This is a genomic window from Shinella fusca (genome assembly GCF_014203155.1).
In the GTDB taxonomy this organism is placed as follows: Bacteria; Pseudomonadota; Alphaproteobacteria; order Rhizobiales; family Rhizobiaceae; genus Shinella; species Shinella fusca.
The window spans coordinates 51,735-73,726 of the sequence record NZ_JACHIK010000002.1; the positions used below are offsets into that span (position 1 = coordinate 51,735).

General features: G+C 64.8%; 24 protein-coding genes. 16 read left to right on the forward strand and 8 right to left on the reverse strand.

Translation table 11 applies throughout. The features are described from left to right. The first annotated feature begins 1 nt into the window (after position 1). The 7 genes from HNQ66_RS02595 to HNQ66_RS02625 all read left to right on the forward strand — a co-directional run bounded on the left by HNQ66_RS02595 (position 2) and on the right by HNQ66_RS02625 (position 6,443). The gene (locus tag HNQ66_RS02595) at positions 2–925 is read left to right on the forward strand and encodes an ABC transporter permease (RefSeq protein WP_184140558.1); all 924 of its coding nucleotides are present in this window, start codon (positions 2–4) and stop codon (positions 923–925) included. After that, a complete protein-coding gene (locus tag HNQ66_RS02600) occupies positions 918–1,721 on the forward strand; it encodes an ABC transporter permease (protein WP_184140560.1) in 804 nt (267 codons plus the stop codon). The genes HNQ66_RS02595 and HNQ66_RS02600 overlap by 8 nt, the downstream gene beginning before the upstream one ends. Positions 1,722–1,764: 43 nt before the next feature. Further along, entirely contained in the window at positions 1,765–2,799 is a 1,035-nt protein-coding gene (locus HNQ66_RS02605) for an ABC transporter substrate-binding protein (protein ID WP_380778151.1), read from the forward strand. Between the two features lie 79 nt (positions 2,800–2,878). Continuing rightward, on the forward strand, positions 2,879–4,060 hold the full coding sequence (locus HNQ66_RS02610) for a serine hydrolase domain-containing protein (protein ID WP_184140564.1): 1,182 nt from the start codon (positions 2,879–2,881) through the stop codon (positions 4,058–4,060). Between the two features lie 17 nt (positions 4,061–4,077). Beyond that, positions 4,078–5,748: an amidohydrolase gene (locus HNQ66_RS02615; RefSeq protein WP_184140566.1), complete on the forward strand. Its 1,671-nt coding sequence runs from the start codon at positions 4,078–4,080 to the stop codon at positions 5,746–5,748. Positions 5,749–5,859: 111 nt separating this feature from the next. Further along, positions 5,860–6,147, forward strand: a complete 288-nt coding sequence (locus HNQ66_RS02620) for a type II toxin-antitoxin system RelE/ParE family toxin (protein WP_184140568.1) — start codon at positions 5,860–5,862, stop codon at positions 6,145–6,147. Continuing rightward, positions 6,147–6,443 carry an addiction module antidote protein gene (locus tag HNQ66_RS02625; protein WP_184140570.1) on the forward strand — a complete coding sequence of 99 codons (297 nt, stop codon included), beginning with the start codon at positions 6,147–6,149 and terminating at the stop codon, positions 6,441–6,443. Before HNQ66_RS02620 ends, HNQ66_RS02625 begins: the two co-directional genes overlap by 1 nt. Before the next feature lie 10 nt (positions 6,444–6,453). Here the strand turns inward: HNQ66_RS02625 and HNQ66_RS02630 are convergent, their stop codons facing one another. The 6 genes from HNQ66_RS02630 to speB all read right to left on the reverse strand — a co-directional run bounded on the left by HNQ66_RS02630 (position 6,454) and on the right by speB (position 12,203). Then, positions 6,454–7,236 (reverse strand): carbon-nitrogen hydrolase family protein, encoded by a 783-nt coding sequence (locus HNQ66_RS02630; protein ID WP_184140572.1) that lies wholly within the window; start codon positions 7,234–7,236, stop codon positions 6,454–6,456. A gap of 4 nt (positions 7,237–7,240) precedes the next feature. Further along, complete coding sequence (locus HNQ66_RS02635; RefSeq protein WP_184140574.1) at positions 7,241–8,038, reverse strand: ABC transporter permease; 798 nt, start codon at positions 8,036–8,038, stop codon at positions 7,241–7,243. Next, on the reverse strand, positions 8,035–8,889 hold the full coding sequence (locus HNQ66_RS02640; RefSeq protein WP_184140577.1) for an ABC transporter permease: 855 nt from the start codon (positions 8,887–8,889) through the stop codon (positions 8,035–8,037). Before HNQ66_RS02640 ends, HNQ66_RS02635 begins: the two co-directional genes overlap by 4 nt. Beyond that, the gene (locus tag HNQ66_RS02645; protein WP_184140578.1) at positions 8,886–9,920 is read right to left on the reverse strand and encodes an ABC transporter ATP-binding protein; all 1,035 of its coding nucleotides are present in this window, start codon (positions 9,918–9,920) and stop codon (positions 8,886–8,888) included. Before HNQ66_RS02645 ends, HNQ66_RS02640 begins: the two co-directional genes overlap by 4 nt. Positions 9,921–9,997: 77 nt before the next feature. Further along, complete coding sequence (locus tag HNQ66_RS02650; protein ID WP_210308654.1) at positions 9,998–11,086, reverse strand: ABC transporter substrate-binding protein; 1,089 nt, start codon at positions 11,084–11,086, stop codon at positions 9,998–10,000. A gap of 64 nt (positions 11,087–11,150) precedes the next feature. Next, positions 11,151–12,203 (reverse strand): agmatinase, encoded by a 1,053-nt coding sequence (speB, locus tag HNQ66_RS02655; protein WP_184140579.1) that lies wholly within the window; start codon positions 12,201–12,203, stop codon positions 11,151–11,153. 172 nt (positions 12,204–12,375) lie between these two features. Between speB and gcvA the strand changes: the two genes are divergently transcribed. The 6 genes from gcvA (at position 12,376) to HNQ66_RS02685 (ending at position 19,306) form a co-directional block, all read left to right on the forward strand. Further along, entirely contained in the window at positions 12,376–13,386 is a 1,011-nt protein-coding gene (gene gcvA / locus HNQ66_RS02660) for a transcriptional regulator GcvA (protein WP_184140581.1), read from the forward strand. Between the two features lie 17 nt (positions 13,387–13,403). Continuing rightward, positions 13,404–14,576, forward strand: coding sequence for an aminotransferase (locus HNQ66_RS02665; RefSeq protein ID WP_184140583.1), 1,173 nt, complete (start codon positions 13,404–13,406; stop codon positions 14,574–14,576). Between the two features lie 52 nt (positions 14,577–14,628). After that, positions 14,629–14,841 (forward strand): heavy-metal-associated domain-containing protein, encoded by a 213-nt coding sequence (locus tag HNQ66_RS02670; protein WP_184140585.1) that lies wholly within the window; start codon positions 14,629–14,631, stop codon positions 14,839–14,841. A 64-nt stretch (positions 14,842–14,905) separates the two neighbouring features. Then, a complete protein-coding gene (locus HNQ66_RS02675) occupies positions 14,906–17,383 on the forward strand; it encodes a heavy metal translocating P-type ATPase (RefSeq protein WP_184141306.1) in 2,478 nt (825 codons plus the stop codon). After that, complete coding sequence (gene cueR, locus HNQ66_RS02680; protein WP_184140587.1) at positions 17,380–17,787, forward strand: Cu(I)-responsive transcriptional regulator; 408 nt, start codon at positions 17,380–17,382, stop codon at positions 17,785–17,787. Before HNQ66_RS02675 ends, cueR begins: the two co-directional genes overlap by 4 nt. An 85-nt stretch (positions 17,788–17,872) precedes the next feature. Further along, positions 17,873–19,306 (forward strand): aldehyde dehydrogenase family protein, encoded by a 1,434-nt coding sequence (locus HNQ66_RS02685; RefSeq protein ID WP_184140589.1) that lies wholly within the window; start codon positions 17,873–17,875, stop codon positions 19,304–19,306. A 36-nt stretch (positions 19,307–19,342) separates the two neighbouring features. Here the strand turns inward: HNQ66_RS02685 and HNQ66_RS02690 are convergent, their stop codons facing one another. Beyond that, entirely contained in the window at positions 19,343–19,702 is a 360-nt protein-coding gene (locus tag HNQ66_RS02690) for an IS1 family transposase (RefSeq protein WP_184140591.1), read from the reverse strand. Next, on the reverse strand, positions 19,699–20,049 hold the full coding sequence (locus HNQ66_RS02695) for an IS1 family transposase (RefSeq protein ID WP_184140593.1): 351 nt from the start codon (positions 20,047–20,049) through the stop codon (positions 19,699–19,701). Before HNQ66_RS02695 ends, HNQ66_RS02690 begins: the two co-directional genes overlap by 4 nt. Before the next feature lie 250 nt (positions 20,050–20,299). On the opposite strand from HNQ66_RS02695, the gene HNQ66_RS02700 reads away from it, so the two are divergent. The 3 genes from HNQ66_RS02700 (at position 20,300) to HNQ66_RS02710 (ending at position 21,990) form a co-directional block, all read left to right on the forward strand. Beyond that, positions 20,300–20,581, forward strand: a complete 282-nt coding sequence (locus tag HNQ66_RS02700) for a type II toxin-antitoxin system RelE/ParE family toxin (RefSeq protein ID WP_184140595.1) — start codon at positions 20,300–20,302, stop codon at positions 20,579–20,581. 13 nt (positions 20,582–20,594) lie between these two features. Continuing rightward, on the forward strand, positions 20,595–20,894 hold the full coding sequence (locus HNQ66_RS02705) for a HigA family addiction module antitoxin (protein ID WP_184140597.1): 300 nt from the start codon (positions 20,595–20,597) through the stop codon (positions 20,892–20,894). 217 nt (positions 20,895–21,111) lie between these two features. Beyond that, complete coding sequence (locus HNQ66_RS02710) at positions 21,112–21,990, forward strand: DMT family transporter (RefSeq protein WP_184140599.1); 879 nt, start codon at positions 21,112–21,114, stop codon at positions 21,988–21,990. Positions 21,991–21,992: the final 2 nt, after the last annotated feature.

The window sequence follows — 21,992 nt, forward strand, 5'->3', positions numbered from 1 at the left end:
GATGAATGGCGCAGAACAGGCAGCGGCCGCGGCCAGAAAACAGGACATCCGCTCCCGCTGGCTCCTGAGCGCGCCGGCGCTGCTTATCATCTTCGTCGCGGCGGTCGGCCCCCTCTTCGTCATGCTTCTGTATTCCTTCATGGTGAAGGGTGACTACGGGGATGTGAAACTGGGGGAATTCTCGCTGGAGGGGTGGACCTCGGTTTTCTTCCAGCGCGATATCTTCGATGACACGCTGGGGCTGGCGGACGCGCATCTGTCGATCATCTGGCGCTCCATCCAGCTATCGTTCTTCACCACCGTCCTGACCGTTATCCTCGGCTTCCCGACGGCCTATTTTATTGCGACACGGCCGCCACATACCCGCGAGATCTGGGTCTTTCTCGTCACGATCCCGTTCTGGACGAACCTTCTGATCCGCACGTTCGCGATGCAGCAGGTGATCCGTAACGAAGGCCTGCTCAACAATGCACTGATGTGGCTTGGTGTGATCAAGAGCCCCTTGCAAATCATGTATACCGACACCGCCAACCTGCTCGGCATGACCTATGTCTACCTGCCGCTGATGGTGCTGCCGCTCTATGCCTCTATCGAAAAACTCGATTTCCGGCTGGTCGAGGCCGGTTACGACCTTTATGCGACACGCTTTCAGGTGCTCAGGCGCATCGTGATTCCGCTGGTGCGGCCCGGCATTGTTGCCGGCTCGATCCTCGTGTTCATCCCCTCGCTCGGTGCCTATGTCATCCCGCGCGTTCTTGGCGGCGGCAAGAACATGATGCTTGGCAACCTGATCGAAATGCAATTCGGCTCGGGCCGCAACTGGCCGCTCGGCGCGGCGATGTCGATCACGCTGATGGTTCTCGTGACGGTCGCGCTGATCTTCTATGTGCGCAACGCCTCACGCGGAGGGGCGGGCCATGTCTAGATCGCGTTTCGACATCCGCGCCCAGCCCGGCTTCGGCTTCATTACCCTTTTCACCTTCTTCGCGCTCTACCTGCCAATTGCGGCGCTGGTGGTCTATTCCTTCAATGGCGCGGAATCCCTCTCGCAATGGGGTGGATTTTCGTCGCGTTGGTTCGTCGCCGCCTGGCAGAACTCCGCCGTGCAGGACGCCGCTATACGATCACTCGTCATTGCGCTTTGGGCGGCAGGCCTCGCGACGGTCGCAGCGTTGATGGCAGCCTTGGCAACGACCCGTACGGCGCCCTATCGTGGACAAACTCTGAAATACGCACTGATCAACCAGCCGCTCATGGTGCCGGAGATCGTCACGGCCGTGGCGCTGCTGATCGTGTTCTCGCGCATCAAGGTTTGGACCGGCTATTCGGGGCTCGGATATCTCGTTCTCGCGCACACGGCTTTCTGCATTCCCTTCGCCTATCTGCCGATCCGCGCGCGACTGGAAAGCATGGATCTTACGCTGGAGCGGGCCGCAGCCGATCTCTACGCCACACGCTGGAAGACGTTCCGCCATGTCACCCTGCCGCTGCTGCGGCCGGCAGTGATCGCGGGTTTCATGCTGGCCTTCGTTATATCGCTGGACGACGTGGTGATTACCGAGTTTGTCAAATCCGGCGGGCAGGATACGCTGCCGACCTACATGCTGGGGCAGCTCCGGCGCGAGACGACACCGGAAATCAACGCCATAGCGACCGTCTTCCTTGCGCTCTCGACGGTGCTCGTCGTGATCTTCTTCTTCATCAACCGAAAAAAACAATAGTCACCTTCGGCACGCTAACGACAGAGAGGAACAGATAATGAAAATGAAATGGATCACCACGCCGGCGATGACGGCAGTCGTCGCGATGGCGTTCGCCAATGCCGCATCGGCTGCCGGCGAGCTCAACATCTACAACTGGGGCGACTACACGAACCCGGAGCTGATCAAGAAGTTCGAACAGAAATACGACGTCAAGGTCACGGTGACGGACTACGACTCGAACGACACGGCGCTTGCCAAGGTCCGTGCCGGTGGCCACGGTTTCGATATCGTCGTGCCCTCGGCCAACTACGTGCAGATCTGGGTCAAGGAGGGCCTCATCGAGGAAGCGCGGCCGGACCAGATGGAGAATTTCAAGAATGTCGATCCGCGCTGGGTGGACGTTCCGTGGGATCCGGGCCGCCACTACACTGTTCCGTGGCAGTGGGGCCTGACCGGCATCGGTGTCAACACCTCGGTCTACAAGGGTGACATCAACACGTCGGCGATCTTCCTCGATCCGCCCCCGGAACTCGTCGGCAAGATCAACGTCGCACCGGAAATGAACGACGTTCTCTTCGCCACGATCAAGTATTTCGGCGGCGACTGGTGCACCACGGATAAGGACGTGCTGCGCAAGGTCCGCGACAAGCTGGTGGAAGCCAAGACGAAGTGGCTCGCCATGGATTACAGCGTCACCGAGAAACTTCCGTCCGGGGACTATTCCGCCGTCTACTACTGGAACGGCGCCATCATGCGTTCGCGCCTGAAGAATCCGGACATCAAGATGGGCTATCCGAAGGAGGGCTTCCCCTACTTCATGGATAGCGTTGCGATCATCAAGGACGCAAAGAACATCGAAAATGCCAAGCTCTTCATGAACTTCATCATGGACCCCGAAAACGCCGCCCTGATTTCGGCCTTCGCGAAATACGCCAACGGCATCAAGGGCTCCGAAAACTTCCTGCCGGAAGACATGAAGACGGCTCCGGAACTTGTCGTTCCGGCCGAATACGAGGCCGCGGGCGAGTTCCTGCAGAGCTGCGAGCCGGAAACGCAGCAGCTTTATACCCGAATCTGGACCGAACTGCAGAAGTAAGCGGTAAGGTTCGCCAGGAAGAGGACGGCCTTGTGGGCGGGAGGGCAGATGCTTTCCCGCCCACAAGCCGGATATCGCCATGATCAAGACCTTCAAGGACAGGCACGGCTTTGCCCGTGCCGACGTCACCCTCGCCAACTGGCGCACCGCCCCCTATAGCCGCTGGACGTTCCAGAACGTCCGCGACTTCGTGCCGACCGCGGTGATCGCCGCGGAAGTGCCCGCCGCGGAGGTGTCGCTTGCGAGCGAGGCCTTCCTCGATGCTGCGATGGAGACGGGGCTTGCCGGCAGCGCCACCGCCCGTGCCTTCCTCGATGTCGCGCATACCGACGCCTTCGTGCTGATGCGCAAGGGCGAGATCGCCGCGGAATACTATGCCGCGCATGCCGATCCCAACGCGCCCCATCTCGTCTTTTCCATCTCCAAGTCGCTGACGGCGGTGCTGTCCGGCATCCTCGAGGCCGAGGGCCTCATCGATCCCGACCGTCCCGTTACCGACTATCTTCCCGAGGCAAGGGGCAGCGTGTACGGCGACTGCACCTATCGCGACGTGCTGGACATGCGCGTCAGCCTCGATTTCGAGGAAGCCTATCTAGACCCCTACGGTGCCTTTGCCCGCTATCGCCGGGCCATGCTCTGGAACCCGCCCCTGCCGGACGCGGAGCCGGAGACGCTGGCCTCCTTCCTGCTCACGCTCACGAAGGCCGAGCGGCCGCATGGCGGGCCGTTCTACTATGCCTCGCCCAATGCCGACCTTCTCGGCGTCGTCATCGAGCGCGTGACGGGCGCGCGCTTCGCCAACCTTGTCTCCGATCTTCTCTGGAAGCCGATGGGCGCGAAGGGCAATGCGGATGTCACCGTAGATGCCATCGGTACGCCGCGCACCGCCGGCGGCGTCTCCATGACGGCACGCGATCTTGCCCGCCTCGGCGAACTCCTGCGCAACCACGGCGTCCGCAACGGCCGGCAGATCGTGCCGGAGGGCTGGATTCGCGACATGCAGGAGAACGGCGACCGGCAGGCCTGGCAGGAGGGGCGCAACGTCGACCTGCCAAACGGACGCTACCGCAGCCAATGGTATCAATCCGGGGAGGCGGACGGTGCCTTCTGCGCCATCGGCATCCATGGCCAGTGGCTCTATGTCGATCCAGGCACCGAAACCGTCATCGTCAAGCTCTCCTCGCAGCCCGAACCTCTGGGCGACGAGGAGAACCAGGACATGTTCGCCTTCTTCCGCGCGCTCTGCCGCCGGGCCATCTGAAAACCGAGGAAACGCACATGCAGACCGAAGCAAGCTTCATCATCCGCAATGGACGGATACTCACGATGGATGAGGCCAATCCGCGCGCTGCCGCCATCGCCGTTGCCGGCAATCGCATCCTGGCCGTCGGCTCGGAAGCGGAGATCGATGCCTATTCCGGGCCCGACACCCACGTGATCGACGCCAGGGGCGCCACCGTCCTGCCGGGCTTCAACGAGGCGCATATGCACATTTTCGGCGGCTCGGCGGAACTGCGCGAGCTTTCGCTGATGGGCGTGAAGGGTTTCGAGACGCTGGAGCGGGAACTGAAGGCCTATGCGGCGAAATATCCGGAGCGCAAGCTGCTGGTCGCCCAGCACGCCGACTACACCGTGCTGTCCGACGACGAGCGCATGACGCGCCATCACCTCGACCGCATCCTGCCGGACCGCGCCGTGCTGATCTTCGCGCCCGACCATCACACCGCCTGGGCCAATACGCTGGCGCTCAAGACGGGCGGTATCCTTGAAGGCCGCGACGTCGGTGTCGGCAACGAGATCGTCATGGGCGAGGACGGCCTTGCCAATGGCGAGCTGCGCGAGAGCAACGCCATTCGCCCGGTCTCGGCGCTCAGCGAGACGGGCGGTCGCGAAATGCTCGGCGTCGGCACGGGCGGCGACCCGGAGCATGTGACCGCCGAGGAACGGGCAAGCGACATCGAGATCCTGAAGGAGGGGCTCGCCTATGTCGCCTCGCTCGGTATCACCTCGCTGCAGAACATGGATGGCAGCCTCTACCAACTCGAGATGCTGGACGAGATCGAGAAGACCAGCGGCCTGCCGGTGCGCGTGCGCATGCCCTTCCATATGAAGAACTTCATGCCGCTCTCGGACCTCGAGACGAAAGCGGCCGCCTGGCGCGAGCGCTTCAATTCGGATCGCCTGCGCTGCGATTTCGTCAAGCTCTTCATGGACGGTGTGACGGAATCGGGCACGGCCGTCTTTGTCGACGACTATTGCCACCAGCCGGGCTGGAAGGGCGACCCGCTCTTCTCGCAGGAGCATTTCGACAATATCGCAATCGCCGCCGACAGGCTCGGCCTGCCGGTCGCGGTCCACGCCATCGGCGACGGCGCGGTGCGCATGGTGCTGAATGGCTACGAGGCCGCCATCAGGGCGAACGGCAAGCGCGACAGCCGCAACCGCATCGAACATATCGAGGTGGTGCATCCCGACGACATCCCGCGCTTTAAGGAACTCGGCACCGTCGCCTCCATGCAGCCGACCCATCCGCCGGGCAGCGCCGGCCTGCCGGTCGAACCCTACCTTTCCTATATCGGCGAAGCGCGCTGGCCCTACGCCTTCGCCTGGCGCACGCTCACCGATGCCGGCGCGCCCATCGTGTTCGCCACCGACTGGCCGGTCTCCCCGCTCGATCCCATGAACTGCATCGAATGCGCCATGATGCGGGACGTGTGGAAGGAAGGCATGAAGGACGAGCGGCTTTCGCTGCACGAAACGCTGGCCGCCTACACGAGGAACGGCGCTTGGGTCGAGTTCATGGAGGACCGTAAAGGCATGCTGAAGCCCGGCTATCTCGCCGACATCATCGTGCTCTCCGCCGATGTGGAGGCAACGGATTTTGCAAGTCTCGCAAAGGTGCGCCCCGTCACGACCATGTGCGACGGCCGCATTATCTACCAGGCCTGATCGTTGCAGGCCGGCTCATCAACGCGGCGGATTCTCCGCCTGTGGATTCGGCTGTAATCTATAGTTCACGATCTCCTTGACGCCATCTCCATTGTAGTCTAAAGATTACAGATGGTCGAGGTTCGTGAGACAGACGTTTTTTCCCGGTGGTTCAAATCCCTCCGGGACGTCAAAGCCCAGGTGCGAATCCAAACGCGGATCAACAGGCTGACAATCGGGCTCTTAGGCGACGTCAAGTTCTTTGGCGGCATCGGAGAGCTTCGTATCGATTATGGCCCCGGATACCGCATCTACTTCGTGCAGCGGGGCAATGAGCTGATCATTCTGCTTTCCGGCGGCGACAAGGCAACGCAGGAGCGCGATATCAAGCGCGCTATAGACATGGCGAAGGAGGTCTGATGGCAATCAAAACCACGAAATGGGACCCGACGGCTATTCTAACCAGCAACGAAGCTATTGAGGCCTATGTCGAGGCTGCCTTCGAAGATGGCGATCCCAAAATGATCGCAATGGCCCTTGGGGATATTGCCAAGGCAAAGGGCATGACCCAGGTCGCCAGAGATGCCGGCATTACCCGCGAAGCGCTTTACAAGTCCCTCAGTGAAAAGGGCGATCCGAAGCTTTCCACGCTTCTTGCGGTGATGAAAGCCCTTGGCTTGCGTTTTACGGTGACCACGGCGCACGAGGCGGCTTGATCCGCCCTACTCAAGCCTGTCGGCCGAGGTCGAGGAGATAGGTGTTTTCCGCGCGGGACTGCGCATAGTTCTCGGGGCGGATCTCGGCGAAGAGCAGGGTTTCGCCTTCGGCTGGGGCTTCGGCGAGCAGCGTGCCGTCCGGTGCGGCGATGCGCGAAAGGCCCGCATAGGTGAAATTGTCGTCGGCGCCGCAGTGATTGACATAGGCGACGAAGACCTGGTTCTCGAAGGCGCGTACCCGGATCATTTGCCCGGCGATGAAGCTGCCGGAGGCGCCCTTCGGCAGGGCCGTCGGCACGACGACGAGGTCGGCGCCGGCAAGCGCGAGGCGGCGCACGTTCTCCGGAAACTCCACGTCGTAGCAGATCAGCATGCCGAGCCGGATGCTGCCGATATCCACCATCACCGAATCCGGGACGGCGGGCTTGAAGGCGGCGCGCTCGTAGTCGCCGTAGAGATGAGACTTTCGGTAGACGGCGTTCGTCCCGATGCCGTCGGTGAAAAGCGCGCTGTTGTAGGTCGAGGAGCCCTCCCGCTCGGCAAATCCGGCGATGACGGCGATGCCGTTGTCCCGCGCGATGGCGCTGAGGCGTTCGGCCACCGTGCCGCTTGCGGGCGAAGCCAGCCTTTCGAAAGCCGCCCTGCCCACCCCGTAGCCGGTGACGGCAAGTTCCGGGACGATCAGCAGCATCGCGCCGCCGGCCGCGGCATCGGCGGCCGCCGATGCGATCCGCTGAAGGTTGGCCTCGTCGTCGCCAGCTATGGCATGCATCTGGAGGGCGGCGATCCGCATGGCGTTAATCCCTTGACGACATGGCGCCGAGCAGTTTCGGCAGGTCCCCGAAGCGGGCGACGAGGCCGAAGATGGTCGCGGCGATCGCCACGAACAGGATCGTCACCGAGGCCATCGTCGGCGTATAGCCGTAGCGTAGCGCATTGAAGATCTTGATCGGCAGCGTCTCCATCGTGAACCCGATCGTCATGTAGGCGACGATATATTCGTTGAGCGACAGCACGAAGGCGAAGGCATAGCCGGAGATGAGATAGGGCAGGATCAGCGGCAGGACAACGGTGCGGAAGACCGTGCGGTCGTCGGCGCCCATGGTCGCAGCCGCCTCCACTAGCGAGCGGTCGATGGAGGAAAAGCCGAGCGAGAGCGTCACCAGCGGCAGCGTCACGAAGAAGATGGCGTGGCTGATGACGGCGGTCGCCGGCTGGCCGTAAAAGCCCGTCGTCGCCCAGAAGGTAAGGAGGCCGAGCGCGGTAATGACCGGCGGCAGCGTGAAGGGCGCGATGCCGAGAAGCTGGAAGACGTTCGCCCAGGGCGCATGGCGCCGCCACAGGAACCAGGCGAGCGGCAGCGCGATGAGGAGCGCCAGCGCGGCCGAAAGCGCCGCAAGCGTGATGGAGGCGACAAGGGCGTTCCGCCATTCCGGATTGGCGAAGATCTCGCCGTACCAGCCGAGCGAGAAGCCCTTCGGCGGGAAGGCGAGGTCCTGCTTGGCATTGACCGAGACACCGGCCACGACGATGATCGGCAGGACGAGGAAGAGGCCGACGAGGCCGAAATAGACCCGTTGCAGGAGCGCGTTCATGCGGCTTCCCCTTTTCGCCCGGCATAGACGGTGAGCGCGACAAGGCCGAGCGTGACCAGCACGAGGAAGACGGCCATGGCGGCGGCGAACGGCATGTTCGACTGGTAGATCGCCTGGTCGGTGATGAGCACGGAGAGCGTCCAGTGCTGCGGCCGGCCGAGGATCTGCGGCAGGAGGTAGGAGCCAAGCGCGAAGATGAAGACCATGATGAGTGTCGCAACAACGGTGTTCCTGAGCGCTGGCACGACGACGGTGAAGAAGGCCTTGAGCGGCGAGGCGCCGAGCGTGCGCGCGGCCTCCGTCAGCGTCGGGTCGAGCCGGACGAGCGCGGGATAGAGCACGAGCACGGTATAGGGCAGCGCCTGGTAGACCATGGCGGTCAGCACCGCGCCGAAGCTCGGATTGAGCGCGATCGGCTCGCTCATGATGCCGAGCATGACGAGGAGATTGGTGATGCCGGCCGTGCGCGAGAAGAGCGTCGACCAGGCAAAGCCGATGATCACCTCCGACAGCGACAGGACCGACAGTAGCGCGACGAGCCAGAGCACCTGCGTCCTGCGCTTCGTGCGCGAGAGGAGATAGGTGAAGGGCAAAGCTATGACGACGCAGCATATTGCGACCGCGACGGCGAGGAACAGGGAGAAGCCGAGCACCTTGCCGAAGAACAGGCTGAGGAAGCGGGCATAGTTGTCGAAGACGAAATCCGGCGAATAGAAGCCGGCCGGATCGCGCCGGAAGAACGAAACGGCGATCATCGTGGCGAAGGGCACGACGAAGAAGACGATCAGCATGCCCGCCGGGAAGGCGAGCGGGGCATAGTCCGTCAGCTTCTGCGGGGCCTCGCGCCTCATGACTTCAGCACCACGCAGTCGGCTGGATCGAGCGCGATGCCGACGCTCTGGCCCACGGCGACATCGGGCCGGGCGTTCGGCACGGAGACGGCGACGATCTGTTTGCCGGCCGCCTCCACGAAGGTCTCGATCGTGCCGCCGAGGTCGCGGATGAAGATGACGGTGCCGGTGATCGGCGCATTGCCGGGCACGGTGAGGTGGACGTCCTCCGGGCGCACCGAGACGATGCCGGAGGCAAGGCCATTCGGCACGACAAGGCCGGGGATTGATGCGCCGAGCACCGTTGCGCCCGTGCCGTCCGCCTTGAAATCGAGAAGGTTCGTCATGCCGATGAAGTCGGCGACGAAGGTGTCGGCCGGACGACGGTAGATGTCGACCGGCGGGGCCGCCTGGCGGATCTCGCCGCCGTTCATGACGACGACGGTGTCGGCCATGGTCATCGCCTCGCGCTGGTCGTGGGTGACGACGATGGTGGTGATGCCGAGGCGCTGCTGGAGCTGGCGCAGTTCCACCTGCATCGCCTCGCGGAGCTTCGCGTCGAGCGCCGACAGTGGCTCGTCGAGCAGGAAGAGTTTCGGCGAGATGGCGAGCGCACGGGCGATGGCGACGCGCTGGCGCTGGCCGCCGGAGAGCTTTGCGACCGGCCGGTCGGCATAGCCGGAAAGGTGGATCATCGAAAGAAGCTCGTCCACGCGCTTCTTTTGCTCGTCCTTGCCCGCGCCGCGGATGCGCAGCGAATAGGCGATGTTCTCGCCGACCGTCAGGTGCGGGAAGAGCGCCAGCGACTGGAAGACCATGCCGAGGTCGCGCTTGTGCGTCGGGACGTTGGTGATGTCCTTGTCGTCGAGGCGGATTTCGCCTTCCGTCGGCAGATCGAGGCCCGCGACCATGCGCATCAGCGTGGTCTTGCCGCAGCCGGAGGGGCCGAGGAGGCAAACGAAGGTGCCGTGCGGCACGGTGAGCGCCACGTTCCTGACGGCCGTGAACGTGCCGAATTGCTTGGTGACGTTCTGAAGGGTCAGTCCGGACATCGGGTCTCCGCTCGGGCCTTGGTTTCTGGCGCCCGGCCGCATCCCGCAAAGGGCGGCCGGGCGGAAGGGTATCGCCGTCAGCCGGCGATCATCTCCGTCCACTTCTGGTTCAGCCAGTCGGCCTTGGACGTATAGAGGTCATAGCGCGGGATGATCGGCTCGATGTCGGAGGAGACCGCGGCGAATTCCTCGGCCGTAAGGTCGAGCAGGTCGCGCTTGACGGTCGGCGCGGTGCCGACCTTGCGCGACAGCGTCGCCTGGATGGCCGGCTGGCACATGTAGTTGATGAAGGCATGCGCCTCCTCGGTCTTCTGCGAGGCGCGCGAGAGTGCCCAGCAGCCCGAATCCATGATGCCGCCTTCCTTCGGGAAGGTGGAGCGCACCGGCTGGCCATCCTTGGCTGCAAGGCCCGTCACGTCGTGGTAGTACTGGCCCATCGGGATTTCGCCGGACTTCAGCGACTGCTCGAACTGCGCCTCGTCGCGATACCACAGCCGCACGTTCGGCTTGACCTCGGCGAGCTTCTCGAAAGCCTTGAGAAGGCCCTCTTCGGTGTCGAGCGCATTCGTGCCGCCGAAATGGGTCTTGGCCGTCACTTCGAGCAGGAACGAGTTGGAGACGAGGGCAAGGAGGCCCAGCTTGTCGGCATTCGCCGGATCCCAGAGCGCGGCCCAGGAGGTCGGCGCCTCCTTGTAGACATCGGTATTGGTGACGAGCGTGATGTACCAGGCGACGGCGCCGATGCCGGCGATGCGGCCGTCCGGATACTTGTTGACGAAATGGTCGATCAGGTTGGAGCCGTTCGGGATATTGCCCATGTCGAGCGGCGCCCAGAGCTCGGTCGACTGGCCCTTCAGCATGGCGACCTGCGACATCATCGAGACGTCGGCCGGCGCCTGGCCTGCCTTGGCGGCCTGTTCGAGCTGGACCAGCCAGGCCTCGCCCGTCGGCTCGGCGACGGATTCCACGGCGATGCCGGTCGCCTTGGTGAAGTCCTCGAAGATGTTCTTGTCGAAGGAATCCTTGAAGTAGCCGCCGTAGACGCCGACCTTCAGCGACTTGTCCTGCGCGCGCAGGATGGCGGGCATGGCGAGCAGCGAGGCGCCGGCAACGCCCGCGCCGAGCACGGCGCGGCGGCTAACAGTGGTCTTGAGGATATCACCCATCGTCGTTTTCTCCTGTTTATAGGCCGGGCTCCGGCCGGTTCGTTCCCTTGTATTCCATTCTACGTCAGGCCGTCCGGGCGACGGAAGGGCTGAATACCATGAGGCTGAGGATTTCGAAGAGCACCTGCGCGCCGGCCTGCGCGGTGTTGGTCGTCGCGTCGTATTGCGGGGCAACCTCCACGACGTCGCCGCCGACGAGGTTGACGCCTTTGAGGCCGCGGATGAGCTCCAGCACCTCGCGGGTGGTGAGTCCACCGATCTCGGGCGTTCCGGTGCCGGGCGCAAAGCCCGGGTCGAGACTGTCGATGTCGAAGGAGAGGTAGGTCGGCCCGTCGCCGACGATGGCCTTCGCCTTCTCGATGATCGCCGGGATGCCGAGGCCGGGGATCTCCTCGGCATGGATGACGGTCATGCCGGAATCGTAGGAGAACTCCCAGAGATATTCCGATGAGCCGCGGATGCCGATCTGGATGGTGCGGGCGGGATCGAGCACGCCGTCGAGCACCGCATTGCGGAACGGGCCGCCGTGGTGGAATTTCGTCTGGTCGAACATGCCGCCCGTGTCGCAATGGGCGTCGATATGGATCATGCCGACCGGCTGTTTCCTGCCGACCGCCTTCATGATCGGATGGGTGATCGAATGGTCGCCGCCGACGGCGAGCGGGATCACGCCGGCATCGACGATCTGGTTGAAGCGCTTCTCGATGTCGTCGTGGCTGAGCTCCAGCCGATAGCGGCTCTGGAACGGCACATCGCCGATATCCGCCACGCGCAGCTCCTGCACCGGCGCGCAGTCGAGCACATGGTTGTAGGGGCCGATGCGCTCGATGGAGCGCAGGGCCCGCGGCCCGAAGCGCGAGCCCGGCCGGTTGGTGACGCCGAGGTCCATCGGAACGCCGGTGATGGCGACCTGGAGGTTGCCGAAATCCGGGTTCTCCGCCTCGACGGGCATGTGCGGGGCGGACAGGAACGTCGGCACGCCGGCATAGGGCGCAAGGCGCGTGCCGTTCTTGGTGAAGATCTTGTCGGCGACCTTGCGGAAGGCGGGATCGAACATCTCGCCGCCGTGGCTCGCGCCGTACTTCGCCCTCAGTTCGTCGAGCTTGCTGCCGCCCATGGGATACCTCGCCTCGCGGATGCGGGCAGGCCGGGGCCGGCGAAAAGGATTTCGATGTGTTCCCCGGGGCCTTGCCCTCGTTTTTCACAGTATCGGTGCAAATCGTCTGGAAAAGCAATTCACGTTGTTATAGCAGTTGCCGTGAGAAAAATTCACATAAGGCTTTCCTCTCGTGTCCTCCCGCCTGCCGCCGCTCAATCCGCTGCGCGCCTTCGAGGCGACGGCCCGCCGCGGCGCGGTCTCGGCCGCCGCGCGCGAACTGAACGTCACGCACGGCGCGGTGAGCCACCAGATACGGGCGCTGGAGGATTCGCTCGGCACGTCGCTCTTCGAGCGCGGCGGCAGGCGGCTGAAGCTGACGCCGCAGGGTGCCCTGCTGCTGCCCGCCGTCACCAACGCCTTCGGCGAGATCGCTGCGGCGACGGCCCTGATGCGGCAGCCGGAGACCCACGGCGACCTTACCGTCACCTGCGTGCCCGCCCTCCTCTCGCTGTGGCTCATCCCGCGCCTCAATACCTTCACCGACCAGTTCCCGGGCGTGCGCGTCACGCTCGTCGCCTCCAACGATCCGGGCAACCTGCGCTCGCTCGACACCGATGTCAGCGTGCTCTACGGCGACGGCAACTGGCCGGACTGCTGGACGCGGCTGTGGTCGAACCTCGCGCTGTTTCCGGTCGCGAGCCCCACCCTCCTCAACAGCCGGCCGCTGCGCTCGGTGCGCGATCTTTCCGACCACACGCTCTTCCACGGCGACGACGGGCGCGAATGGAACACCTGGCTTTCGGCGGCCGACGCCGTGGGGCTGGTGAACGGCCGCCAGCACTTCATGAGCGACGCCCGCCTTTCCACCGAGGCGGCGCTGCACGGCCAGGGCATCGCGCTCGGCGACACGATCACCGCCAGCAACCTGATCGCCCGCGGCGAGCTGGTCGTGCCCTTCGATCTCACGGTGCCGGCGAACGACGCCTTCTATGTGGCCTGCCGACAATCGGCGCGGCAGGCGCCCATCGTCAAGGTGTTCATCGATTGGCTGTTCGCCTCGCTGGAACAGAGCCTCGCCGAGCCGCAGGCCTCCGCCCGCCTCGTCCTTCGCGGACGTGCAGGCCGTGCGGCCGAGCCGCCCCGCCCCCTTTCCGCGCCGGCCAAGCGCCGCGCCGATCCACCGCGCAAGACCCGCGCCTGACACTCACGGAAACGCCCATGCCCCGCTTCAATCCGCTCGTCGAAACCCTTGCCGCCCCACCCATCCCCGCCGTCTTCGCCTGGGGCCGGGCCTATGACGGGCGTTCCGGGCCGATGATCGACCTCTCGCAGGCCGTGCCCGGCTATCCGCCCCATCCCGAGATGCTGCGCCTGCTCGGCGAGTGCGCCGCCGCGCGTGCCTATACCGGCTACGGCCCCATCGAGGGCGAGGACGCGCTGCGCGCGGCCTATGCGGCGCATCTCACGGAGGTCTACGGCGCGCCGCTTGCCGCCGGCAACACGCACATCACGTCCGGCTGCAACCAGGCCTTCATCTGCGCCGCCATGGCGGTGGCCGGCGCAGGCGATGCCGTGCTGATGACCGATCCCTACTATTTCAACCAGGAAACGACGCTCGCCATGCTCGGCATCCGCACGCGGTTCGCCGCCTGCGATCCCGAGAACGGTTTCCTGCCGGGCCTCGATACGCTCGCCGCGGCCATCACGCCGGACGTGCGGGCGCTCGCCCTCGTTTCGCCGAACAACCCGACCGGCGCCGTCTATCCGCCGGACCTGCTGGCGGCGATCTACGATCTTTGCGCTGCGCGGGGGATATGGCTGATCCTCGACGAGACCTATCGCGATTTCCTGCCGGAGGGCGCCGGCCGGCCGCACGATCTCTTCGCCCGCAAGGGCTGGGAGGAGACACTGATCGGCCTCTACAGCTTCTCGAAATCCTTCTGCATTCCCGGCCATCGCCTCGGTGCGATCACGGCGGGCGCCGCCGTGGTGGAGCAGATCGCCAAGATCATGGACAACCTGCAGATCTGTCCGCCGCGCTCGGCGCAGGCCGCCGTCGCGGCCGCCCTGCCTCTCCTTTCCGGCTGGCGCGAGGAGAACCGCCGCGAGATCGCCCGCCGCGTCACGGCCCTCGAGGAGACGATGGCCGGCGTGCCCGACTGGCGGGTCGCCGCCGTCGGCGCCTATTTCGCCTTCATCGGGCACCCCTACGGCGACAAGTCCTCGGCCTTCGTCGCGGAGAGGCTGGCGAAGGAAGCGGGCGTTCTCTGCCTGCCGGGAAGCTATTTCGGCGCGGGACAGGAAGGCTATCTCCGCTTTGCCTTCGCCAACGCCGACGTCTCCACCATCGGCCTCCTGAAGGACCGGCTGAACGGTTTCGAGAGGGCTTGACCTTCCCATGGGGGAAGGGTTCAGCCTGAGCCAACCTATCGGGAGGCCTCGCATGACGGACCAAGATACCCTCGCCTTCACCGTTGCGGACATGACCTGCGGCCATTGCGTCAAGGCGATCACGGGGGCGGTTCTTGCCGCCTATCCGGCAGCAAGGGTCGAGATCGACCTGCCGGCAAAGCGCGTCCTCGTCGAAAATGCCGGCGACCGGGCGGCGGTCGCCGCCGTGATCGAGGCCGAAGGCTATTCGCCGGCCGATGCCTGAAAGGGCTTGACCTTGACATGATGGGAAGGTGCAGGCTTCGTTCGATACGGATGAAAGGCGCACCATGCTCACCACCCCGCAAAACCGGCAAACGATAAAGCTCTCCATCGAGGACATGACCTGCGCCTCCTGCGTGCGTCGTGTCGAAAAGGCGATAGGCAGGGTGCCGGGCGTTGCCGGCGCGGCCGTCAACCTTGCGACCGAGCGGGCGGACGTCACCTTCGCCGGCGTGCCGGATGTTCCGGCGGTCGTCGCCGCGGTGCGCGATGCCGGCTACGGCGTTTCGGAAGAGGTACTGGAATTTCCCGTCGAGGGTATGACCTGCGCCTCCTGCATCGGCCGTGTCGAGAAGGCGCTGAAGGCCGTTCCCGGCGTTCTCGACGCCACGGCGAACCTCGCGCAGGAGCGCGCCCGCGTGCGCTTCCTCAAGGGCGCAGCCTCTTTCGACGACTTTGCCGCCGCCGTCGAGCGCACCGGATACAAGGCCATCCGCGAAACGGCCGCTGCGCCCGAGGAGGATCGCCGCGCCGCCGAGGCGAAGAGGCTCCGGCGGGACCTCATCATCGCCGCTGTTCTCACGGCGCCGCTCTTCGTCATGGAGATGGGTGCGCATGCCTTTCCCGCCTTCGGCCACTACATCCACGAAACGCTCGGCATGCAGGAGAGCCGCATCCTCCAGTTCGTGCTGGCGACGCTGGTGCTGGCGGGGCCGGGCCTGCGCTTCTTCCGCAAGGGCATTCCGGGGCTCCTGCGCCTTGCGCCGGACATGAACGCGCTGGTCGTCCTCGGTACGCTCGCCGCCTGGGGCTTTTCGACCGTCGCGACCTTCGCGCCCGGTCTCCTGCCGGGCGGCGCGGCCAATGTCTATTTCGAGGCGGCGGCGGTCATCGTCACGCTCATCCTCGCCGGGCGCTACCTGGAGGCGCGGGCCAAGGGCCGCACCGGCGAGGCGATCCGCCACCTTGCCGGCCTCAACGCCCGCTCCGCCCGCGTGCTGCGCGGCGGCAAGGCGCTGGACGTGCCGCTGGAAAGCGTCGTGGCGGGCGATATCGTGCTGGTGCGGCCGGGCGAGAAGGTGCCGGTCGACGGCGAGGTGACGGAGGGCGCCTCCTATGTCGACGAATCCATGATCACCGGCGAGCCCATGCCCGTCTCGCGCCGGCCGGGCGACAGGGTGACGGGCGGCACGGTCAACACGACCGGCTCGCTCACCTTCCGCGCCACGCGGGTCGGCGCCGACACGGTGCTCTCGCAGATCATCCGCATGGTCGAGGATGCGCAGGCGGCCAAGCTGCCGATCCAGGTGCTGGTCGACCGCGTCACGCAATGGTTCGTGCCGGCGATCATCGCGGCCGCGCTCCTGACCTTCGGTCTCTGGCTGGCGCTCGGCCCCTCCCCTGCCCTTGCCCATGCGCTGGTCAATGCGGTCGCCGTGCTCATCATCGCCTGCCCCTGCGCCATGGGGCTCGCGACGCCCACGTCCATCATCACCGGCACGGGCCGGGCGGCCGAACTGGGCGTGCTCTTTCGCCAGGGCACGGCGCTCCAGACGCTGGAGGCCACCAACGTCGTCGCCGTCGACAAGACGGGCACGCTCACCCTCGGCCGCCCGACGCTGACGGAGATCGTGCCGGCTGATGGTTTTTCGCGGGATGACGTGCTGGCGCTGGTCGCCGCCGCCGAAGGCCATTCCGAGCACCCCATCGCTGCCGCCATCCAGGCCGCCGCAACGGCGGAAGGCCTCGACCTTGCTCCCGCCTCCGGCTTTGCCGCCATTTCCGGCGAAGGCATCGTCGCTGAGGTTACGGGCCGCAAGGTGGAGGCCGGCTCGGCGGGTTTCATGGCGAGTAAAGGGCTCGACGTCTCGGTTTTCGCCGCCCGCGCCGCGGCGCTTGCCGCCGAGGGTGCCTCGCCGCTCTATGCCGCCGTGGACGGAAAGCTCGCCGCGCTCTTCGCCGTCACCGATCCGGTCAAGCCGACGAGCAGGCAGGCGGTCGCCGCACTGAAGGCGCTCGGCGTCGAGGTGGCGATGATCACCGGCGACAACCGCCGAACCGCCGAAGCCGTCGCACAAAGCCTCGGTATCGGCCGGGTGATCGCGGAGGTGCTGCCCGAAGGCAAGGTTGCGGCGGTGCGTGAGCTTGCGGCCGGCGGCGCGAAGAAGGTCGCCTTCGTCGGCGACGGCATCAACGACGCGCCGGCGCTCGCGGCCGCCGATACGGGCGTTGCCATCGGCACGGGCACGGATGTCGCCATCGAGAGCGCCGACGTGGTGCTGATGGCCGGCGACATGCGGGGCGTCGCCACCGGCATTTCGCTTTCGAGGGCGACCATGCGCAATATCCGCCAGAACCTTTTCTGGGCCTTCGGCTACAATGTCGCGCTGGTTCCCGTTGCCGCGGGGCTCTTCTATCCCGCCTTCGGCCTCCAGCTCTCGCCGGCACTCGCGGCCGGCGCCATGGCGCTTTCCAGCGTGTTCGTCGTGTCGAACGCGCTCCGGCTGAAGCGTTTCCAGCCGCCATTCAGGAGGGACGGGACATGAATATCGGCGAAGCGGCATCGGCAACCGGCGTTTCGGCCAAGATGATCCGGCATTACGAGGAGATCGGCCTCATCCGCCCGGCCGGCCGCACGGGTGCCGGCTACCGCGTCTACGGGCCGAAGGATCTTTCGACGCTCTCCTTCGTCCGCCGGGCGCGCGACCTCGGCTTTTCCATCGCCCAGATCCGCGACCTGCTCGCGCTCTGGCAGGACCGCGACCGCGCCTCGGCGGACGTCAAGCGCATCGCCAGCGCGCATGTCGAGGAGATGAAGGCGAAGATGCGGCTTCTTGAGGAAATGGTGCAGACGCTGGAGCACCTCTCCGCCCATTGCCACGGCGACGACCGGCCGGATTGCCCCATCCTCGAACAGCTTGCCGGCGGCGGATCGGAATGCTGCGCTTGACCTTCGCCGCCGGCTGGCTAGCATCCCGGGCCAAAGGCGCGGAGCGCGCCGCGGTGGCCGCTACGAGGACAACAGGGAGACGGGAATGCTCGACAAGCGCAAGTTCTACATCGACGGCCAATGGGTGGACCCGCTGAAGCCGCACGACCTTCCGGTGCTCAATCCGGCGACGGAAAAGCCCATCGCCGTCATCTCCATGGGCACTGCCGCCGATATCGACCGCGCCGTTGCGGCCGCCAGGAAGGCCTTCGCGAGCTACAGCCGCACGAGCGTGGATGAGCGTATCGCGCTCCTCGAAAAGCTGCTCGCCATCTACAAGCGCCGCTATGACGAGATGGCCCGCACCATCACGCAGGAGCTCGGCGCGCCGATCACCATGAGCACCGAGCAGCAGGCCGATGTCGGCGTCGGCCATCTGCGGGGCTTTATCGACGCGCTGAAGCGCCTGAAGAGCCGCGAGGTGCTGCCGAACGGCGACGTGGTGCGCCGAGAGCCCATCGGCGTCTGCGGTCTCATCACGCCCTGGAACTGGCCGATCAACCAGATCGCGCTGAAGGTGGTGCCGGCGCTTGCGACGGGCTGTACCTGCGTGCTCAAACCCTCCGAATTCACGCCGCTCAACGCCATGCTCTATGCCGAGATGGTCGACGAGGCGGGCTTCCCGGCCGGCGCCTTCAACCTTGTCAACGGCGACGGCGTGGAATGCGGGGCGGCCCTCTCCCGCCACAAGGACGTCGACATGATGTCCTTCACCGGCTCGACCCGCGCGGGCATCGCCGTCAGCAAGGATGCAGCCGACACGGTCAAGCGCGTGACGCTGGAGCTCGGCGGCAAGTCGCCCAATCTCGTCTTCGCCGATGCCGACCTCGAGGACCGCGTCGCGGGCACGATCCGCGAATGCTTCAACAATTCCGGCCAGTCCTGCGATGCGCCAACCCGCATGCTCGTCGAGCGCTCCGTCTACGACAAGGTGCTGGAGATCGCCGAGCGCACCGGCAAGGAGGCGAGGGTCGGTAATCCGGAGGAGGAAGGCGAGCATATCGGTCCGCTCGTCTCGCATATCCAGTTCGGCCGCGTGCAGGCGCTGATCGAGGCGGGCGTGACGGAAGGCGCGCGCCTTCTCGTCGGCGGGCCCGGCAAGCCGGACGGTTTCGAGACCGGCTACTTCGTCAGGCCGACGATCTTCGCCGACGTCAACAACGACATGCGCATCGCCCGCGAGGAGGTGTTCGGCCCGGTCCTGTCGATCATTCCCTTCGATACGGAAGAGGAGGCCATCGCGATTGCCAACGACACGGCCTACGGCCTTGCCGCCTATGTCCAGACGGGCAATCCCGACCGCGCCGAGCGCGTCGCCGCCCGCCTGCGCGCCGGCATGGTGCACATCAACGGCGGCCCGCACCGTTACGGCAGCCCCTTCGGCGGCTTCAAGCAGTCCGGCAACGGCCGCGAAGGCGGCATCTTCGGTCTTGAAGACTTCCTGGAGGTCAAGACGGTCCATCGGCCGGACGCGGCTTGACGATAGACCTCAACCCCTCCCTTATAGGGGGATTGTTCATCTTGGACTCGCGAGGCGCTTTCTTGCGATGAAGATGTCGATTGTGATCTGAAGCATTTCGAGTGTCTTGGAGGCCCGCTTTGTTTTTCGGTTGAAGCGGGCCAGCATGTCGCGGAACGAGGCGTTCGAGGACTCGATGAGATGGGTCTGCGCCTTGGTCTGCCGATGCGGCTCGGTCGCCTTGATCCGCTCGAAGGCCAGATGATAGCAGGAGTTGGCATCGGTGAAGATGGCGCTGATCTGGCCGACGGCGGCCTTGGCCAGATCGTAGATGGCGATGGCGCTGCGCACGCCCTGGTCGCCGATATGGTATGCGACGACCCGGCGGTGGCGACGGCTATAGGCCGTCCAGATCACCGCCCGCCGCTGTTTTTTTGGACATAGGTGTAGATCTCGTCCATCTCGATGACATCGGGTATCCCGGTGTCGGTCGGCTCGGCCTGGGCCAGCTTGTGCTGCAGGACCGCATGCTCCTTGCGAATCCAGTTCAGCACCGTCGCGGGCGAAGCACGAAGCACCCGGCCGATCGCCCGAATGCCCATGCTGTTCATGTACATCTCGATCGCCATGGCCTTGGTCTGGGCGCTGAATTTGGGCGGGCTGTCGGTGCTATAGCGCCCGCAGGCGCGGCATCGGTAGCGTTGATGCCCGGCCTTGCTGCCGCGCTTGATCAGATCTGTGCCGCCACAGCTTGGGCAATCCATCGTGGGCCTCCCCGCAAATCACCTCTATAACAGAATCCAAAAAGCGATCCGGGTAAACAGTCCCCCTTATAGGGGAGGGTGTCTCCGCTTTCTCCGCCCGCAAATGAGGGCGCGACGATCCGTCAGGCTTTCTCCGGTACCACCGCCGGGCGCTCGGCTGGCGGAGATTGGTATCCAAGTCTTGACGTTCTCACCTCAAATATTCCTGTACCGCTATTGAAATACGTACTACTATTTAGTACGTATTGCCATGATCCTGAGTTTCAAAGGCAAGGCTGCGGAAGCCCTCTATCATGGAAACCGCGTGGCAGGCATCCATCCCGATGTCGCAAAGCAAGCCGTGAAGAAACTTTTCATGCTCGATACCGTTGAGCGGGTTCAGGATTTAAGGGTGCCGCCGGGCAACCGCCTGGAGGCACTTACAGGAGACCGAACTGGGCAATTCTCAATTCGTGTGAATGCCCAGTTTCGTATCTGCTTCACTTGGTATGACGGCGACGCATACGACGTCGAGTTCGTCGACTACCACTAGAAAGGGACCGACTATGGCTAGAGAAATCCCTCTCCCCCATCCGGGGGAAGTCCTCAAGGAGGAATTCCTCGATGCAATGGACATTTCCGTCTATGCGGCTGCGAAAGCAATCGGTATTTCGCGAAGCCAGCTGAACTCAATCTGCAGGGGCGAGCACCGGATTACCGCACCCATTGCCTTGCGCCTTGGCAGGTACTTCAACGTTGACGCTGCATGGTTCATGAACATGCAGATGAAGTACGATCTGGAAACTTCCTCGGAGGAACTGGGACCGCAACTCGATGCTATTCAGCCGTTAGAAGTGGCGGCGTAATTGGATGGCCACCACGTCCGTGGCGTTTCTATACCGCCCCGCGAATGGGAAGAAATAAGAGCGCTTTGCTTTCTCTCTTTTCGAGGGAGGTGCCTGTAGGCAGAGGCGGGCTTGCTTCTCACGCAAAGTTTTCCTTCAAATCGCCTTCGCTCATCTGGCTGAAACCGATCCGGTCTGATAGCTCGCTCGGCATTGCCGCTTTCTGGACGTTTTCTCCTTGTCCCCCACCGCTTCTTCCCCGCAAGCGCGCCTTGCGCTCATCGCTCTCCTGATCGGGGGAGCCGCCATCGGCGGTTCGCCGATCTTCGTGCGCTTTTCGGAAGTCGGGCCGATGGCGACGGCCTTCTGGCGCGTCGCGCTTGCGCTCCTGCCGTTCTTCATCGCCTCGCGGGCGGTCGCACAGGGCGATGAACGGCCGTCGGGGCTGCGCGACCATATCGTCCTGCTCCTGCCCGGCGTCTTCCTTGCCGCCGACCTTGCGGCCTGGCACCTCTCGCTGCACATGACGTCGGTCGCCAATGCGACGCTGCTTGCCAACCTTGCGCCCGTCTTCGTGACGCTCGGCTCCTGGCTGCTCTTCCGCACGCGCATCACGCCGGTCTTTCTTGCGGGACTGGCGCTCGCGCTTGTCGGCGTCATCGTCCTGAAGGGCGGGCCGGCGGCGATCGGCGGCGGGCAGCTGGCGGGCGATGCGACGGCCGTTGTCGCAGCGATCTTCTACGCCTTCTACATGCTCTCGCTCGGCCATGTGCGCGCGCGCTTCTCGACGTTGCGCATCATGGTCTGGACGACCTTCTCCGCGATGATCTGCATCCTGCCGGTCGCCTTCTTCGTTGAAGGCAACATGGTGCCTGTGACGCTCTTCGGCTGGGCCATGGTGCTCGGCCTTGCCCTTATCAGCCATGTCGGCGGCCAGGGCCTCGTCACCTTCGCGCTCGCCTACCTGCCGACGGCCTTCTCCTCGCTGACGCTGCTTCTCCAGCCGGTCGTCGCCGCCATCCTCGCCTGGATTCTGCTTGCCGAGTCGGTCGGCCTGATGCAGGGGATCGGCGGCGCGATCGTGCTTGTCGGCATCCTCGTCGCCCGGCGCGGCTGATC

What these genes read in the sequence shown, in the direction of transcription:
- HNQ66_RS02675 (WP_184141306.1), top strand. Translation starts at nt 14,906, where the DNA reads ATGCTCACCACCCCGCAAAACCGGCAAACGATAAAGCTCTCCATCGAG.
- HNQ66_RS02595 (WP_184140558.1), top strand. Translation starts at nt 2, where the DNA reads ATGAATGGCGCAGAACAGGCAGCGGCCGCGGCCAGAAAACAGGACATC.
- HNQ66_RS02610 (WP_184140564.1), top strand. Translation starts at nt 2,879, where the DNA reads ATGATCAAGACCTTCAAGGACAGGCACGGCTTTGCCCGTGCCGACGTC.
- HNQ66_RS02705 (WP_184140597.1), top strand. Translation starts at nt 20,595, where the DNA reads ATGGCTAGAGAAATCCCTCTCCCCCATCCGGGGGAAGTCCTCAAGGAG.
- HNQ66_RS02640 (WP_184140577.1), bottom strand. Translation starts at nt 8,889, where the DNA reads ATGAGGCGCGAGGCCCCGCAGAAGCTGACGGACTATGCCCCGCTCGCC.
- speB (WP_184140579.1), bottom strand. Translation starts at nt 12,203, where the DNA reads ATGGGCGGCAGCAAGCTCGACGAACTGAGGGCGAAGTACGGCGCGAGC.
- HNQ66_RS02605 (WP_380778151.1), top strand. Translation starts at nt 1,765, where the DNA reads ATGAAATGGATCACCACGCCGGCGATGACGGCAGTCGTCGCGATGGCG.
- HNQ66_RS02630 (WP_184140572.1), bottom strand. Translation starts at nt 7,236, where the DNA reads ATGCGGATCGCCGCCCTCCAGATGCATGCCATAGCTGGCGACGACGAG.
- HNQ66_RS02665 (WP_184140583.1), top strand. Translation starts at nt 13,404, where the DNA reads ATGCCCCGCTTCAATCCGCTCGTCGAAACCCTTGCCGCCCCACCCATC.
- HNQ66_RS02645 (WP_184140578.1), bottom strand. Translation starts at nt 9,920, where the DNA reads ATGTCCGGACTGACCCTTCAGAACGTCACCAAGCAATTCGGCACGTTC.
- HNQ66_RS02635 (WP_184140574.1), bottom strand. Translation starts at nt 8,038, where the DNA reads ATGAACGCGCTCCTGCAACGGGTCTATTTCGGCCTCGTCGGCCTCTTC.
- HNQ66_RS02685 (WP_184140589.1), top strand. Translation starts at nt 17,873, where the DNA reads ATGCTCGACAAGCGCAAGTTCTACATCGACGGCCAATGGGTGGACCCG.
- HNQ66_RS02625 (WP_184140570.1), top strand. Translation starts at nt 6,147, where the DNA reads ATGGCAATCAAAACCACGAAATGGGACCCGACGGCTATTCTAACCAGC.
- cueR (WP_184140587.1), top strand. Translation starts at nt 17,380, where the DNA reads ATGAATATCGGCGAAGCGGCATCGGCAACCGGCGTTTCGGCCAAGATG.
- HNQ66_RS02600 (WP_184140560.1), top strand. Translation starts at nt 918, where the DNA reads ATGTCTAGATCGCGTTTCGACATCCGCGCCCAGCCCGGCTTCGGCTTC.
- HNQ66_RS02695 (WP_184140593.1), bottom strand. Translation starts at nt 20,049, where the DNA reads ATGGATTGCCCAAGCTGTGGCGGCACAGATCTGATCAAGCGCGGCAGC.
- HNQ66_RS02700 (WP_184140595.1), top strand. Translation starts at nt 20,300, where the DNA reads ATGATCCTGAGTTTCAAAGGCAAGGCTGCGGAAGCCCTCTATCATGGA.
- HNQ66_RS02620 (WP_184140568.1), top strand. Translation starts at nt 5,860, where the DNA reads ATGGTCGAGGTTCGTGAGACAGACGTTTTTTCCCGGTGGTTCAAATCC.
- HNQ66_RS02615 (WP_184140566.1), top strand. Translation starts at nt 4,078, where the DNA reads ATGCAGACCGAAGCAAGCTTCATCATCCGCAATGGACGGATACTCACG.
- HNQ66_RS02670 (WP_184140585.1), top strand. Translation starts at nt 14,629, where the DNA reads ATGACGGACCAAGATACCCTCGCCTTCACCGTTGCGGACATGACCTGC.
- HNQ66_RS02650 (WP_210308654.1), bottom strand. Translation starts at nt 11,086, where the DNA reads ATGGGTGATATCCTCAAGACCACTGTTAGCCGCCGCGCCGTGCTCGGC.